Below are 15,681 nucleotides of genomic sequence, written 5' to 3' on the forward strand. Positions count from 1 at the left end.
GTATGCATAAATGTATATCTATGTATATATGCATAAAATAAATACAATTTATTCTAAACATGTGTTTAGAATCGCTGTTAAAAATGTAATCTAGCTTACATTTGTTATAAAAGTTTCCGCCTTGAAAATCTATCAAAACGTTGAAATAAAGCCGCTGGGGGGGGGCTTCATGTGCTATACATCATAACAACTGATTTGCAAAATATTCGTATATTCGGTATTATTGAGTATAAATCTCAATTAGAAATTTGTAATTTTGAGCCGAGCAGAAGTTTTATATGTATTTGTCAGTTGTTCAATCAACGATTTGATTGCTGCACATAGCTCTTTATTAATGAATTTCAAAGACGTATTCAGAGGGAATTGGTATTAAGGAGGTACATCATGACTAATTCAAATTCTAGAAGGCATGCACGCAAGGTTACGTTGGATGCTGCATTAAGCAACGCGATTGCGAAGGCTGTGGACGCCCGCAAGGTGGCGGCATTTACGGTTGGAGCCGCTGGTGTGTTGGCTGGTGCTGCATTCGCTTTTGGTGCAACTCCTGCAATGGCTGCGGAAGCTGGTGCTGCTCCTGATACCAAGCCGGCTGCTGTGACTGCTGGTGAGAATGCTGTTGAGAAGGCTGGTGCTGCTGGCGAGAAGGCTTCTGCAGACGAAAAGGGTAAGGATGCAGAAACTGGTAAGTCCGATAAGAAGGATCAGACTGAAGCTAATAAAGAGGCTGGGGATCAGACTGCCAAGAAGGAAGACGCTAATAAGCTTGAAGAAAAGAAGCAGGCTGTAAGTAATGCTGATGAAAAGAAGGCTGAGCAGACTGTAGCCAAGACTGATAGTAAGAATTCTGATTCTGCAACTACCGGCGATGCTAAGACTGAAACTACTGATGTAAAGACTGCTACATATGCTTCTGTGGGCGGCACGGATCGCGCATCGAATACTGCAGAAAGTAAAGATCCTAATAAAATTAATCCTGATACATCGGATTCCACTAATACCAAGATTGAAATTGACGAGAATAACGCTGGCACTATGCCGAATATGTATGGCTGGGGAAGCTCGGACAACACGTTTAGTGAAGATGGCGAAAAGCACACGGTTACCTTCCACTTTGCAGCACCAAAAGATGGTGGCAAGATTACCAATATTGCTATTTTCCCTGCTCAAAACAATGGTTTGAATAACGATAAGAGCAAGAGGGGTGCTGAATACTATTCTGGCGATGCTAATATGCGTCAGAGCTTCTCTGGTACATATGAGTTTAAGAAGAATGATACTGACGGCTCTGCTGATCTTACGATGAGCGATCTTTTTAGTATTGGTAAGGTCAGCGGTGGCGCTGAGAAGTATGTTGCAAACCGTTCTATTTTTGTGTATGTAACTAAGAATGGTAAGGAAGATGTTGCCTATAAAACAAATGCATTCCGTGCGGCAACGATTGTGACACCAAAAACTTCCGGATCCGTAGTGCTGAAATATGATCAGCCGCTTACAAAAGAACGGATTCAAGCAGCAATTACTGCCGCTGCCAATGTTGAAACTACTCGCAGCGATAAAATGTCTGTGAATGATCAGATTGTTGCAGCAAGTAAAGCTAAAGGTGTGAATACAACTGTCAATGGAAAATCGACGCAAATTCCAGATACGCTTAATGATAAGCTTAACGTAAATTCTGATGATGCTTACGACGCAAAGCAGTTTGCGGATATTAATACTAAAAAAACTGGCGATGCAAACTCTTATGTAGCTGGCGCGAAGACTCTTAATACCCATATGGTTACGGATTTGGGCTTTAAGTCCGGGGCTATTCCGCTTACGGTTGCTCGCTACGATGATCGCATCGATAAGCCGATTGTTGAAGACCCAACCAAGGTTTCGGAAGAAGTAAAAACCGAGATTAAAAAGAAGCTTGCGCGCCTTAATAACGTAAGCCTAGATCAGGTGACCATTGGCGCTGACGGAAAAGTTACCATCAGTTTCGACGGAGTGAATCCAAACGACGCTCCTAAGATTGACCTTCGTGACCTCGTGTTGAAGAAGATTGCGGAAAAGGATATTTCTGTTCCTGCAGCCGATAAAGCAACAATTGTTTACAACCCACTCGCTTACAACAATGCCGAGATTGCGCGCATTAAGAAGGCTATTTACGAAGCTAATAAAGATAATCCAGAACTTGGTTTAAGCGCTACCGACTACGAGAACCAGATTTCGCTTGAATATCTTAAGGGCAATCTTACTGCAACTGGTGACTCTAATAAGGGCATCTCGAATGGTCAGGCAGAAAATATAATTACCGTTAAGATTAAGACCGATAAGGCTGTTGCTGAGTTTAAGTCTGATGTAAAGGCGCACAAGCTCACGCGTTTGGCAGATATTCGCAAGGATTACGACGTTTCGTGGAAGAATAATAAAATTGCCGGCCGCGACACCGACGAAGGTCTATCTTGGAGCGAAGACCACAAGACCATCATTTACCGCTACGACCCAACTAAAGCAGAAGAGTTTGATACAAATAAGATTCTTAACTTGCTGAAAGCTACGCCAAAGGAGGCAGACTCTGGCTTGCGCGAGCTTACGGGCGGCGAGAAGATTGACCACGAAGGCGTGGATGGTAAAGACAAGAAGTCGCATGTGGGCTACGTGATTGACAAGAACGGCCAGCCTACAACTGAGTTGTCGCTCGGCAAGATGGACGGCGCTTACTGGCAATATAATCGGCAGGTTGCTAATTCTGGCGTGAACCTTGGCGATGCAGAGTCGAATGCAGGATCGTATTCCTGGGATAAAGACGCTAAGCCGATAGTAGTTGCTGCCAAACAAGACAAGGTATATAAAGCGCGCCTGTTTGTTTTGCCGTATGGATTGACGATGTATAGAAATGTTTACATGGAAAACGGCAATCAACCTTGGAATACGCCTAAGGCAATTAACGTTATCTTTGTGCCGCAGACGAATCACAAGAAGCAACAGCTGAAGGATTCTATTGATAAGCATACGGTAACACAGGATGACAAGAAGACTCCAACCGATTCTGCGTATTACAACGCATCGGACGCTAAGAAGGCTGCGTATGATGATGCATTGAAGAAAGCTAATGATGCGTTGAAGGAAGCTGGTGATACGGAGGATTCCAAGCTGTCTGAAGAGCTTAAAGCGCGTATCGATAACGCAACGATTAGGTTGGATAAGGCTCGCGCGGCTCTTGATGGTGCTGACACCAACAAGGATAAGCTGAACGCCTCGATTGAAGCCGATAGCACGCCTGCTCAAGGTCAAAATCCTGCGTCTGGTACGCAAGCAACTGACAGGTATAAGAACGTTACTGATCAAGCATTCCAGGCAGACGATGGCAAACCTGATACTGCCAAGAATGAGAAAGCTAAGGCTGCTAAGAAAGCTTATGATGAAGCGCTTCAAGCAGCTAAAGAACTAAAAGATGACGTCAATGCTACGCAAAAGGACGTTGATGCTGCCAAGGCTAAGCTTGATGCCGCACGCGAAAAGCTTAACGAATTTACCACTAACAAAGATAAGCTTAACGCTGCCATTGCTGAGCATGGCAAGGTGAAGACTGGCGACACTGATAAGCAAGGCGAAGAAAAACTTAAGACCGCCGACCCAGCCTATCAAAACGCAACTAAAGAAGAGCGTGAAGCATACGATAACGCTGTTAAAAAGGCAAAGGATCTTTCAGCAGATCCTAACGCTTCTCAAAAGGATGTTAACGCTGCAATTACAGCTCTTGAGGCTGCTAAGAAGGCACTTGATGCTAAAGCTACCGATAAGTCGCAGCTGATAACTGCTGAAAAGCTCACCTTTGATAATCCTGATAAGAATGATGCAAGCAAGCAGAGTACTTTCTATAAGAATGCGCTTAATAAGCAGACTAACGGCGAAAACGATCAAGAGAAACAAGCTGCTAAAACTGCCGTTGACAACTATAACAACGCGTTAGCTAAGGCACGTGAGGTTCTTAAGAACAGCAAAGCAACTCAAAAAGAAGTTGATGATGCTAAAGAAGCGTTAACTAAGGCAGAAGATGCACTTCATAAAGGTTATTCAACTAATGCTGATGAACTTACGAAAGTTCTTGCGGATAACTTTAGCGGTTATCTTATGCCTGCATACTTTAACGCTTTCGATAAGGCGCATGCTGGCGATAAGGATGCTGCCGCTGCATTCAAGAATTACAACGATGCATATCACAAAGCTAAGGAGCTTAAGCAGAAGCTAGAAGAAGCTAAGAATGGTGGAACTGCTCCAGCTCAAAAACTGATTGATGAAGCCAAGACAGCTCTTGAAGAAGCACGTAAAGTCATCGACAAGTATGCAACTAATACCAGTAGGCTTTCGGCAGCTGTGTTTAACGATATTGCTATAAAGCTCAGCCCTGCGTATAAGAACGTATCTGAAACTGATGCAAGTGCAGAGGCAAAGGCTGCTAAGAAGAAGTATGACGATGCCGTAACGAAGCTACACCAGGCGCTTGAGAAAAAGATGCCTAAGGATAAGCAAGGTGGTACAGAAATCCCAACTTCTAACACTCCTGGTGCGAATATTGATGTTAATAATGCGAATGCATTGGATAATATTCAGGCACATGCACAAGGTGAGCCGCTGGATAGGGATGTTGACACAATCCTTAAGGAAATGAACGACGCAGCTGCTGAGTTGAACAAGTTTGCAACCAAGACCGACGAGCTGCTTAAGTCTGTTAACGAGCATGACAATACTCAGAAGACGCCTGCATTCAAGAATGCAAATCAGCCTGATTTCAAGCAAGCTGACGGTACAACTGCTGATGATACTAAGAATAATGCCGCTAAAGATGCTGTAGATGCATATGGCGAAGCGCTTAACAAAGCAAAAGAGTTGCTTGTAAAAGTTGATGCAACGCAAGAAGAGGTAAACAAAGCTAAAAAAGATCTTGACGACGCACGCAAAGCACTGTTAGGCGACCCGAACGACCAAGCCAATGTTCCAGGCTTTAGCACCGACGTCACCAAGCTCCAAAAGAGTGTTGGAGAACACGGTAAAGAGAAGCAAGGCGAGACCGCGGCTACCGAAGGCACTGTTACATCTGATGCGTATCGCAATGCGTCTGATCCTCACTTCATGAAGGAGCAGGATGGCAAGCTTGTTCCTGATAAAGAAAAGAACACTAAGGCCGCCGCAGCAAAGAAGGCGTATGACGAAGCTTTGACAAAAGCTCAGGAGCTTTTGAAGAAGCATGATGATGCAAATACGCCGCAAGACGCAAAGCCAACTCAAAAAGACATCAACGATGCGCTTAAGAATCTTGATGAAGCACGCAAGAAGCTTGAGGACAACTACAAGACCGTTACCACTAAGCTTGATGAGGAAGCAAAGAAGTCTAAAGCAGATGGTGCGCAAACCGTCGGTGAAAACGACTTCGAGAACTCTCCAGAGTTCAAGAACGCTGACGACAAGAAGGGCGAAGGCAACAAAGATAATGACGATGTTGCTGCATATAAGAAGGCTTTGAAGGCTGCGCGTGGCTTACTTGCTAAGAAGGATTCGGCTACGCTTAGCGAGCGTCCAACGCAGAAGCAGATTAACGATGCGCTGGATGCTCTTAAAGCAGCTAAGAAGCAAATTGCTGACAATTACAAGACAAATCTTGATGCGTTAACCGCTGCTAAAGATTTTGCAAATGGTGACTTTAAGAAGACACCTGAGTATAAGAATGCTGATGCGCTTAAAGATGACCAGAAGGCTGATCAAACTAAGAAAGATGCAGCTAAAAAAGCCGTAGATGCCCTCGATGAGAACACTAACGATAGTGCTCTTAAGAAGGCTAAGGACATAATTGATAATCCAACTGGCAAAACTCAGAAGGAAGTTGATGACGCTCTTGCAACTTTGCAAAAAGCCATGGACGCAGTTACCAACGTCTACAAGACCAATGCAAAGCTTCTTGAAAACGAAGTTGGTGATAAAGATGCCTCTGGCAATCCTGTAACACCTCCATTCGAGGCGTCGGTTGCGTATAAGAACGCGCTTGAAAAGGCGAAGACTGAAGAAAATAAAACTTCTGACGACTCCGCAACTAAGAAGCTTGCTGCTTACAACGAGAAGCTGAAGGCTGCGCAAGACTTGATTGCGCAGGTAAATAGCACCGATCCAAATGTCGACCCAGACAAAAAGCCAACGCAGAAGCAGGTTGATGATGCTCTTAAGGCTTTGCAAGAAGCCAAGAACGCTATCAAAGATGCCTTCAAGACCAACGCGGCTGCCCTTAAGAAGGAAACGAAAGAACTTAAGGACGACGGTCAGGCAAAGGAAGACAAAGACAAGTTCGAAAAGTCTACCGAGTATACGAACGCTCTTGCCAAGACGGATGCTGACGGCAAAAAAGATGTACAAACGTACAAGGACGCTCTAAAGAAAGCCAATGATCTTCTTGAGTTGTTCAATGAGGATGGCACACCAAAGGCTGATATCCCAGCTGGAAAGCAAATTCCATCTCAGCAAGAAGTTGACGATGCTCAAAAGGCTCTTAAGGAAATTAAGGAAAAGATTCTTAAGAACTACGTCACCAGTCCGCATGACTTGCAACAAGAATTTGATAAGTCTAAGGACGGAGCCGACGACAATCGCAATGGCTTGTTCGAGGACACTCCTGCGTTCAAGAACGCTCAGGCTAAGAAGGACGAAGACGGCAAGGATAACGTCGACATGGCAACCTACAAGAAGGCTCTTGAGGATGCCAAGAAGCTCCTTGACAAGTTCGACCGCACTACTGGCAAGCCGAAGCCTGGCGAAACTGCTCCAACCCAGAAGCAGCTTGACGACGCTCTTCAGAAGCTGCAAGAAGCTAAGTCGAAGATAGAAAAAGACTATGCAACTAAGAAAGAAGAGTTGAAGTCTGAATCTGATAAAGACGCCGACTTCACTAAGTCTCCTGAGTATCAGAATGCTACTGGCACTCCGGATGCTGAGGCTTATAAGAAGGCTTTGGAGAATGCTAAGAAGGTTCTTAATGATCCGAACGCAACCCAAGCTCAGGTTGATGAGGCTTTGAAGAAGCTTCAGGAAGCTAAGAAGAAGATTACTGACGACTATGGTACGAGCAAGTATGTTTTGCGTGAGGAGCATAGTGAGTATAGTAGCTTTGAGTCTTCTCCTGGATTCATTAATGCTATTAGTAATCTGAACGCAAATCCGGATGATGAGTCTACTAAGTCTGCGATTGATAATTATAAGAAGGCTCTTGAGTATGCTAAGAGCGTTCTTGACGATCCAAACGCAACCCAGGCTCAAGTTGATGCGGCTTTGAGTAGGCTTCGTGATGCTAAGGATGCTATTGCTCGAAAGTATGCGACGGATAAGAAGAATCTGAAGAATGAGCATGATTCTGATGGTGATTTTGAGAATTCTCCAGAATTCCAGAATGCTGTTGGTACTCCGGAGGCTGATGCTTATAAGAAGGCTTTGGAGGATGCTAAGAAGGTTCTTGATGATCCGAACGCAACCCAGGCTCAGGTTGACGAGGCTTTGAGGAAGCTTCGTGACGCTAAGAATGCTTTGGTTAACGGTCATAAGACGAATAAAGCTGATTTGCAAAATGAGGCGGATGATGATCCAGCCTTCCGCAATGGCATTTCGTACTTGATTGCTGGCTCTACTGAGGTTGATGATTATAAGAAGGCTTTGGATGAGGCTCGCCGCGTGCTTTCCGATCCAAACGCAACCCAGGCTCAGGTTGATGAAGCATTGAGGAAGCTTCGTGAAGCTAAGCAGCGTATTATTGACAAGTTCAATAATGGCGGCAATGGTAACGGTTTTGACGGTTACGTTCCTAACGCTGGTGGTCACGAAGGTGACGGTTACGCGAATAATGCCAACGCTAATGCTGTTAATAAGTCTGCTTTGCAAGCGGAAATTAATAGTGCGTTGAATGTGCGCGGTAATTCGGCTGTGGCTCAAGCTTATAAGAAGGCTCTTGCTGAAGCTAAGCGTGTTCTTGCGGATGCTAACGCAACGCAGGCTCAGGTGGATGCGGCTGTGAAGCAGTTGCGTGATGCTAAGGCTGCGGTTAATGGCTTTGGTGGTTCTGATCATCATCTTGCTAAGACGGGTGCTGCTACTGGCTTGTTTGCGGGTCTTGCCGCAATCTTCGCTGGTTTCGGCGCTGCGGGCGTTGCTTCTCGCCGTCGCAAGCACTCTAACGACTAACCTAATCGCTCCAAACGTGAGATGGTGCTCGCGCTCTAAGCTCTCGCTTACGAAACTCGCGTTGGAAGTCCACTGGACTTCCAACTTGAGCGAGTTTCCGCTCCGAGTTGCTTTCGCGCGCTAAATCGCTGCGCTCAAGCAGGTCGTCGCGCGCGTTTGGAGCGGAATGTAGTCTCGCGAAATTCCCTCGCAGGTTATCCTCTGATAATCCGCGAGGGATTTTTTAATGCTGCCGCACACACTGTTCCTGTAGCTTTGCACCATTGCTCTGCTGACGTTGATTCTCTATTGCATAGAGAACGCTAACACTCATGCTGCTGCACGCGTCACGTCAGGCACTCATACCTACGCCCAACTTATAGTTTTTGCTGCTTTAGTTGTAGGAATATTAGTGTGGTAGAGATTTGAGATTTTTCGCACTGAACGAAGGCGGACGTCAGAGCCGAAGGCTGCTGACAAGCCGAGCGAAGAAGAAAAATCGAAAAATCTCTGCGATTGAATGAGGTTATTAAAGATTAAACACGCAGAGTTTGGGGGATTTCTCTACGAGCACTAAAAGAGGACTGAGAAGCTACATTCTTTAAAGATAGGCGAACACACTAAACGCCTTTAACAGCCAGAGCGCACGAAGGACGGGACGTGCGAGGAGAGAAATCCCCCAAAACTCGCGCCACATTATGAGCGCGAAAGCAGGTAGTTTCTTCGCCTTGTACATCACCACAGTGTAGAGTTGCGGTATGGAAAGTGCGAATAAAAAAGATATTGCAACTGCTGAAACCAACTGCAACGAAAGCAGCACAAACTCTTTCGCACTCACCTCAAGAATCCTCATTAAAGCCGGCTTCGCACGCCCTGATTCAGCTCGCGATGCAATAAGCGATATTTGCAAAAACTGTTCTCAAATTTCAATCAATCCGCAGCAAATTTTGGACTATGTAGGCCGCGCGGAAGATCCGGATGCTGCTGTTGCGGCTTTGCGCGATATTTCTCAGTCGCAGCCGAAAATTATTGCTGAGCTTGCAGAAAAATCGCGTAATTCTTCTATGAGCAATCCACTTACTTCGCTTATGCAAGTTTTGGGCGCTTCTAATGCGATGGGGAATTGGATGCGCACGCACCCGAATCTTATTATGGCTGCGGCAAGTGATCCGGATCATCTTTTTTCTATGACGCGTGATGAGCGTTGTGCTGATTTGCTTTGCGCAATTCAGGCTTACGAAGCTACGGTTGTTTCTTCCGAAAATAACGCTTCTAACACGATTCATTTAACTTCTCTTGGCTTTGCGCAAGCAGTTTCTGCTCTTCGTGCGCGCTACCGTGAGCATGTTGCTGCGATTATGGCGGCTGATTTAGCGAGCGCCGACCCTGTTGAAGTGCAGCCTGATATTAGTCTTAAGCTTTCCGACGCGGCTGATGCTGCTTTGGAGGCGGCTTTGACTATTGCGCGCGGCCAGGTTACTGGTTCTTCCGCGTGCAGGTTTGCGATTATTGCTATGGGTAAGCTTGGTGCGCAAGAAATTAATTACGTTTCGGATATTGATTTGATTTATGTTGTGGAGCCGGCGGATTCTAGCAATAAGCAGAATCAGGATGCTTCTTTGCGCGTTGGCGCGTCTATTGCGATGGTTTTGCAAAAAGTGTGCCAGTCGGTTGTTATTGGCTCTGCGGAGCCTCCGCTTTGGCAGATTGATACTGCGCTTCGGCCGGAGGGTAAGGACGGTCCGCTTGTGCGCAGTCTTGAATCGCATCGTGAATATTACGAGAAGTGGGCGAGTAGCTGGGAGTTTCAGGCGCTTTTGAAGTCGAGGCTTGCGGCTGGGGATGCGGATCTTGGTAAAGCTTACCGCGCTATGGTTGAGCCGCTTATTTGGAAGGCTTCGGGTCGTGAGCATTTTGTGGCGGACTGCCAGCACATGCGTCAGCGAGTGGAGTCGCTTATTCCGGCTTCGCAGCGCGATTTGGACATGAAGCTTGGCCGCGGCGGTTTGCGCGACGTTGAGTTTACTGTGCAAATGCTGCAGCTTGTGCACGGGAGTGAGGATGAGTCGCTTCGTGTAAGGGATACTATTTCTGCTTTGAATGCGTTGGCTCAGGGTGGCTACGTTTCTAGGTCTCAGGCGGCGATTTTGGCGGAACACTACCGTTTTGAGCGTGTGCTTGAGCATCGTCAGCAAATGTGGAGCATGCATCGCACGCATTTGTTCCCAGATTTGGGTGCGCAGGGTAATGGCGGTTTAGATCGTGCTCGCACAATTTCTGCAGAGCAGCTTAATAATAATGATCAGATTCGTCGTCTTGCGCGTGCTGTGCGTCTGCGCCCGGAGGAATTGGTTGAGCGTTTTGATAAAGCTCGCCGCGAAATCCGCAATTTGCATAAGGATATTTACTATCGTCCTATGCTTCCGATTAATGCGCAAACGGATGCGGATCCTATTGTACTTTCGCCGGAGGCTGCTCGTGCTCGTTTTGCGTCTATTGGTTTTGCGGATGCTCGCGCCGCACAATTGCATGTTGAAGCGCTTACTGAGGGGCTTTCTAGGGCTGCTAAAATTCACAGGATTCTGCTTCCTGCAGTGTTGAAGTGGCTTGGTGACGGCCAGAATCCGGATATGGGTTTGCTTGCGTGGAGGCGTCTTGCGGAGCGTTTTGGCGGTAAGAATACGTATCTTGGTTTTTTGCGTGATTCTCCTTCTGCAGCTCAGCGTCTTTGCCATGTTTTGGCGGATTCGCGCTATCTTGGCGACGCTATGATGCAGTCGATGCAGTCTATTACTTGGCTTGGCGACGACGAAGCGCTATCTGCGCGCGATAGAACAAGTCTTGATATGCAAACTAGCGCAATGGTTGCGCGTTATGCTAGTAATATTGCGGATTTTGCGCAGTCTTTGCGTGCTCTTCGCCGGCAGGAAATCGAGCGCGTTGCTTTAGCTTGGATGTGTGGTCTTATTGATGACGATACTTCTATGCGCGCTATGAGTGACGTTTTTGATGCTGTTTTAGATGCGGCTTTGTGCTGGTCTATGCGCGAGGCTGCTTTGCGCATGAATTTCAGCGCTCCTCAAGCCGAAATCGCGATTATTGCTCTTGGTCGCTACGGCGGTAGGGAAGTAAACTTCTGCTCGGACGCGGACATAATGGTGATTTACAAGCCGGTTGCTGAAGATTGCGATTTGAATGCAGCTCACCATTTTGCGCAAACAACTGTAGATATTTTGCGAAATATTTTGCAAGGTTCTCTTACTCTTGAGCCAAAAATTATGGTTGATTTGGATTTGCGTCCGGAAGGAAAAGACGGCCCTTTGGTGCGCAGTCTTGAATCTTGCGAAAATTATTATCGTAATTGGGCTAGCACTTGGGAGCATCAAGCGTTACTTCGTGCGCGTTTCGCTGCAGGTTCTAAAGAGTTGGCGGATGCGCTTCTTGATGGCGTTGTGAACGACTTGCGTTACGCAAAAAATCCTCTTAGTGAATCTCAGCTTGCTGAAATTCGTAAGCTTAAAGCGCGTATGGAAGCGGAGCGTTTGCCTAGGGGAGTAAGTCGAGATAGGCATTTGAAGCTTGGCCGCGGCGGTTTAAGCGACGTTGAGTGGACTGTTCAGCTTTTGCAATTGCAATACGCTGGAGCTTACGAGTCTTTGCGCGTTGTTGGAACTATGCAAGCTTTGAAAGCTTTGCAATCTGAGCATTTGATTGAGGATGAGGATGCGCAAATTCTGGAGCGCTGCTGGCATATGTGTTCCGCTGTGCGCAACGCAAACTTCTTGTGGTCCGGATCAATGTCTCGCGCGGATGTGATTCCAACAGACTCGTATTCTTTGGGCGGAATCGCAACTTATCTTGGCTACGAGTCTAACCAGGGTCGCGTTTTTGAAAACGATCTTCTAGCAACCATGCGCCAGTGCCGCGAAATCATGTCTCGTCTTTTCTACGCTCGCTAGGCGTTATTGCGTAATTGCGTCATCTTAGTACGATTTGCGTTTATTGTTGCATTCTCTTCTTTAGGTTATAATTACAGGACGGGAGGTGATTTTAATGAAAAATGCAGTAATGAGTAATGATGTAAAAGAAAGAGCTAATTCTTCAGTTTTTTATGCTGATGTTTCTGCGCCTATAAAACAAGCAGTCAGTAGTGAAAATTTAGAAGAAAATGACGAATTATTATCTACTGATTTTGCTGCAAAACTTATGCATAGTTATAAGCAGTCAGTTTCTGGTTTAGCACGCCCGTATGCTGATGTTTTTGCTGAGTTAGAAAAGGGCTTGTAATGAGTTCTTTTAATATTCTTGTTACTCAAGATGCAGAAACTGATTTAAAAAATATAAGAGACTATATTGCATCTAATATTTCTAAGAAAACTTCCGTAAGAATTATTAATCTTATTAAATCTAGTATTGAAAGACTGTCTCTTTTTCCTCAGTTTGCACCTGTAGTTAAGTATGAGCCTTGGAATTCGCTTGGTGTGCGTCGTATAGTTGTAAAGAATTTTCTTGTTTATTACAGAGTTGTTTTAGAAGAAAATACAGTTTATATTTTGAAGGTTACTTATGGTAGACGTAATCAAAAAGCTGTATTGGAACAAATAGATTTATTGGATTAAATACTTATTAAATGTTGCACAATAAGTTATAGTTCTCCGCCACTCCGTATATAGATTCGTCAACGCTAATCAGTAAAATTGCGTAGGTCGCGTGTGGTCGCGGCCGTCTTGCCAACTGACGAAAGGTAAGCGATATTTATTATGACGAACGCAATTAACGCCTCCAATTTCAACGTTTCTGATTCTTCTAATTCCTCACATCAAACTTTTTCTCGTGACGAAATTGCCCAATCGTTAGCAGGCAAAAGCGTTGTGACTTTGGACGATATTTCCACAGCTCAAATACGAATGCTTTTAGACAAAGCGCGATACATTGATTCGCACCGTAAAGAAGTGGCCCACACTTGCGATGGCAGAGTGTTGGCCACTCTTTTTTATGAGCCGAGCACGCGCACGCGCTTAAGCTTCGAAACAGCAATGTTGCGTTTGGGTGGAAAAGTAATCGGTTTTGCAGGAGCGCAACTTTCTAGCGCAAGCAAAGGCGAAACTGTAAACGATACTTTAAAAGTTGTTTCGAATTATGTTGATGTTGTTGCTATGCGTCATCCAAAGGAGGGTGCTGCTTTCGTAGCAACGCAAGCTGTGAGCACGCCTATTATTAACGCGGGCGACGGCGGTCACATGCACCCAACTCAAACTCTTGCAGACTTGGCGACGATTTTTGCGCGATTTGGTCGCGTCAATAATCTTACTGTTGGCTTGTGCGGCGATTTAACTTACGGACGCACTGTTCATTCGCTTATTGAAACTTTGTGCCGCTTTGGAAACGTTCATTTTGTGCTGATTAGCCCGGATGAGCTTAAAACTCCGCAGTATGTAATCGACCGAATCGAAGACACTCCTTCTTGCACTTACGAAGAAACTCGCGACTTGATGGAAGTTATTGGCAAGCTTGACGTGCTTTACATGACTCGCGTTCAAGAGGAGCGTTTTACGGATCGCGAGCAATACTTGCGACTTCGTGACACGTATATTTTGACGGAAGAAAAATTGCAGAAAGCTAAGTCGCATATGCCTGTGTTGCATCCACTTCCTCGAATTAATGAGATTGCGGTTGACGTTGACGCGGATCCTCGCGCAGCATACTTTGAGCAGGTAAAAAACGGTATGCTTATGCGCATGGCTTTGGAAAGTTCCGTTCTTGGCGACGAGCTTTGTGGCTACGAGCCGACTGATCTTGTGAACGTGCCGGAAGAAGAATTGCAAGCAGTTGATGCGAACGGCATTTCTTTGGCGGATCCTCGCGTGCATAAAACAGACGAAAGCGCGCCTGAAAATCTTAAGTGCCCGAATCCTCGCTGCATAACAAACAGTGAGCTAACTCTTAAGCGCAAATTCTACAAGTCTGATTCCGTAAGGCACGAGTATCGTTGCATGTATTGCGATGAAGAAGCGGAATCTAATTAAAAAATTTATTAATATTATTGTATAACTGTAAAAATTCGCAAAATTAGGAGTGATATGAACAAGGCTGGCAGCTTAACTTTGCGCAATATCTCTGTGTGGGATACTGGCGAAAGAATCGACCTTGTTGTGGATTCGATTCGCCAGGATGCTCTTATAGAGCCTAATGCGCGCGTTACAGGCGATATTGATGCAAGCGACCTGGTTGTTGCTCCTGGTTTTGCGGATCCGCACGTGCATTTTAGGGATCCTGGTCAAACGGCAAAAGAAACTATGATGACAGGCAGCGAGGCTGCGGCTGCCGGCGGCTACACGCAAGTTTTGATTATGCCAAACACAATTCCAGCTCTTGACGGCGAGCCTTGGAATGATGCTCCTTTTGATGTAGAAAACGTAATCGACTATTTGCAGCGCTACGGCTGCATTTACGGCGTAAAACTGCCTGTTCGCTACGATTTAAGCGTGTGTGCATCTTTGGGACGCGAAGGCTTAGCTCCAAGCAATATTGAGCTTTGGAAAAAGTATGTTGCAGGAGTTAGCGACGACGAAAAAACGTCTCCTATGAAAAAGCATCCAATCACTGCCATAAGCGACGACGGTGCTGCAGTTCCGGAACCAATTTTGCGAGATGTGCTAGCTATGGCAAAGCAAACCGGTTTGCCTTTTGTTGAGCATTGCGAGCATCATACTACGGGAGCTGTGAACGAGGGGCCGGTTGCGAAAATGCTTGGAGTTGGCGGAATCCCAGCTTCAACAGAGCTTGCAATTGTTCAGCGAGATATTGACGCTTCCCGCGAAACCGGCGTGCACGTGCATTTCCAGCATGTGAGCACGGCTGCAGCTTTTGAAGCGATTCGTAAAGCGAAAAAAGAAGGTTTGCCAATTACTTGCGAAACAGCTCCTCACTACGTTGCTTTGTGCGACGAGGACGTGCTGAAGTACGGCGCGATGGCAAAAATGAATCCGCCGCTTCGTTCTAAAGCGGATCGTCAAGCAACTCTCGCAGCTATTGCAGACGGCACAATCGACATGATTGCAACCGATCACGCGCCTCACACTGCGGAAGAAAAGTCAGGAGATTTCGCAAAAACTCCTAACGGAATTATCGGTCTTGAATGCGCGTACGGCGTGTGCCGCAAAGTTTTGGTTGATGCAGGATACGCGGATGATAAGCATTTAATCGAATTAATGTCGGTAAATCCAATGCAATTAATGAGCAGAAGACCTACGGATATTGCGGCTTTGCTTAACGTTTCTTCGAAATGCGCGAATAGGCGAACTTTGCGCTTAAATATTACTGAGCATCCTGAAAACGTTGATTTAGTGCTGATTAATATGCGAGAGAAGTGGACGGTTGACGCGAACTCCTTCCATTCTAAAGCTCGAAACACTCCTTTTGACGGCTGGCAGCTTACAGGTAGGCCGGTTGCAACGATTATTGGTTCGGAAATTGCGTTCTCAAGAATGTGATTTAAGTTTT

Annotated in this window: 6 protein-coding genes; all 6 read left to right on the forward strand. The window is 45.9% G+C overall.

Translation table 11 applies throughout. The features are described from left to right. Positions 1–384: 384 nt before the first annotated feature. Entirely contained in the window at positions 385–8,199 is a 7,815-nt protein-coding gene (locus ACTJLE_RS01995; RefSeq protein WP_481267212.1) for a peptidase, read from the forward strand. Between the two features lie 737 nt (positions 8,200–8,936). After that, positions 8,937–12,137, forward strand: coding sequence for a bifunctional [glutamine synthetase] adenylyltransferase/[glutamine synthetase]-adenylyl-L-tyrosine phosphorylase (locus tag ACTJLE_RS02000; protein ID WP_481267213.1), 3,201 nt, complete (start codon positions 8,937–8,939; stop codon positions 12,135–12,137). Between the two features lie 94 nt (positions 12,138–12,231). Next, a complete protein-coding gene (locus ACTJLE_RS02005; protein ID WP_481267214.1) occupies positions 12,232–12,465 on the forward strand; it encodes a hypothetical protein in 234 nt (77 codons plus the stop codon). Next, positions 12,465–12,797, forward strand: a complete 333-nt coding sequence (locus ACTJLE_RS02010) for a type II toxin-antitoxin system RelE/ParE family toxin (RefSeq protein ID WP_481267215.1) — start codon at positions 12,465–12,467, stop codon at positions 12,795–12,797. Before ACTJLE_RS02005 ends, ACTJLE_RS02010 begins: the two co-directional genes overlap by 1 nt. A 141-nt stretch (positions 12,798–12,938) precedes the next feature. Beyond that, on the forward strand, positions 12,939–14,204 hold the full coding sequence (gene pyrB, locus ACTJLE_RS02015) for an aspartate carbamoyltransferase (RefSeq protein WP_481267216.1): 1,266 nt from the start codon (positions 12,939–12,941) through the stop codon (positions 14,202–14,204). 54 nt (positions 14,205–14,258) lie between these two features. Continuing rightward, a complete protein-coding gene (locus tag ACTJLE_RS02020) occupies positions 14,259–15,671 on the forward strand; it encodes a dihydroorotase (RefSeq protein WP_481267217.1) in 1,413 nt (470 codons plus the stop codon). Positions 15,672–15,681 lie beyond the last annotated feature (10 nt).

The organism is Gardnerella sp. CCPDSM (assembly GCF_056754715.1).

Bases quoted from the DNA above. Each gene is read 5' to 3' on its own strand.
- ACTJLE_RS02010 (WP_481267215.1), top strand. From the start codon at position 12,465: ATGAGTTCTTTTAATATTCTTGTTACTCAAGATGCAGAAACTGATTTA.
- ACTJLE_RS01995 (WP_481267212.1), top strand. From the start codon at position 385: ATGACTAATTCAAATTCTAGAAGGCATGCACGCAAGGTTACGTTGGAT.
- pyrB (WP_481267216.1), top strand. From the start codon at position 12,939: ATGACGAACGCAATTAACGCCTCCAATTTCAACGTTTCTGATTCTTCT.
- ACTJLE_RS02000 (WP_481267213.1), top strand. From the start codon at position 8,937: ATGGAAAGTGCGAATAAAAAAGATATTGCAACTGCTGAAACCAACTGC.
- ACTJLE_RS02020 (WP_481267217.1), top strand. From the start codon at position 14,259: ATGAACAAGGCTGGCAGCTTAACTTTGCGCAATATCTCTGTGTGGGAT.
- ACTJLE_RS02005 (WP_481267214.1), top strand. From the start codon at position 12,232: ATGAAAAATGCAGTAATGAGTAATGATGTAAAAGAAAGAGCTAATTCT.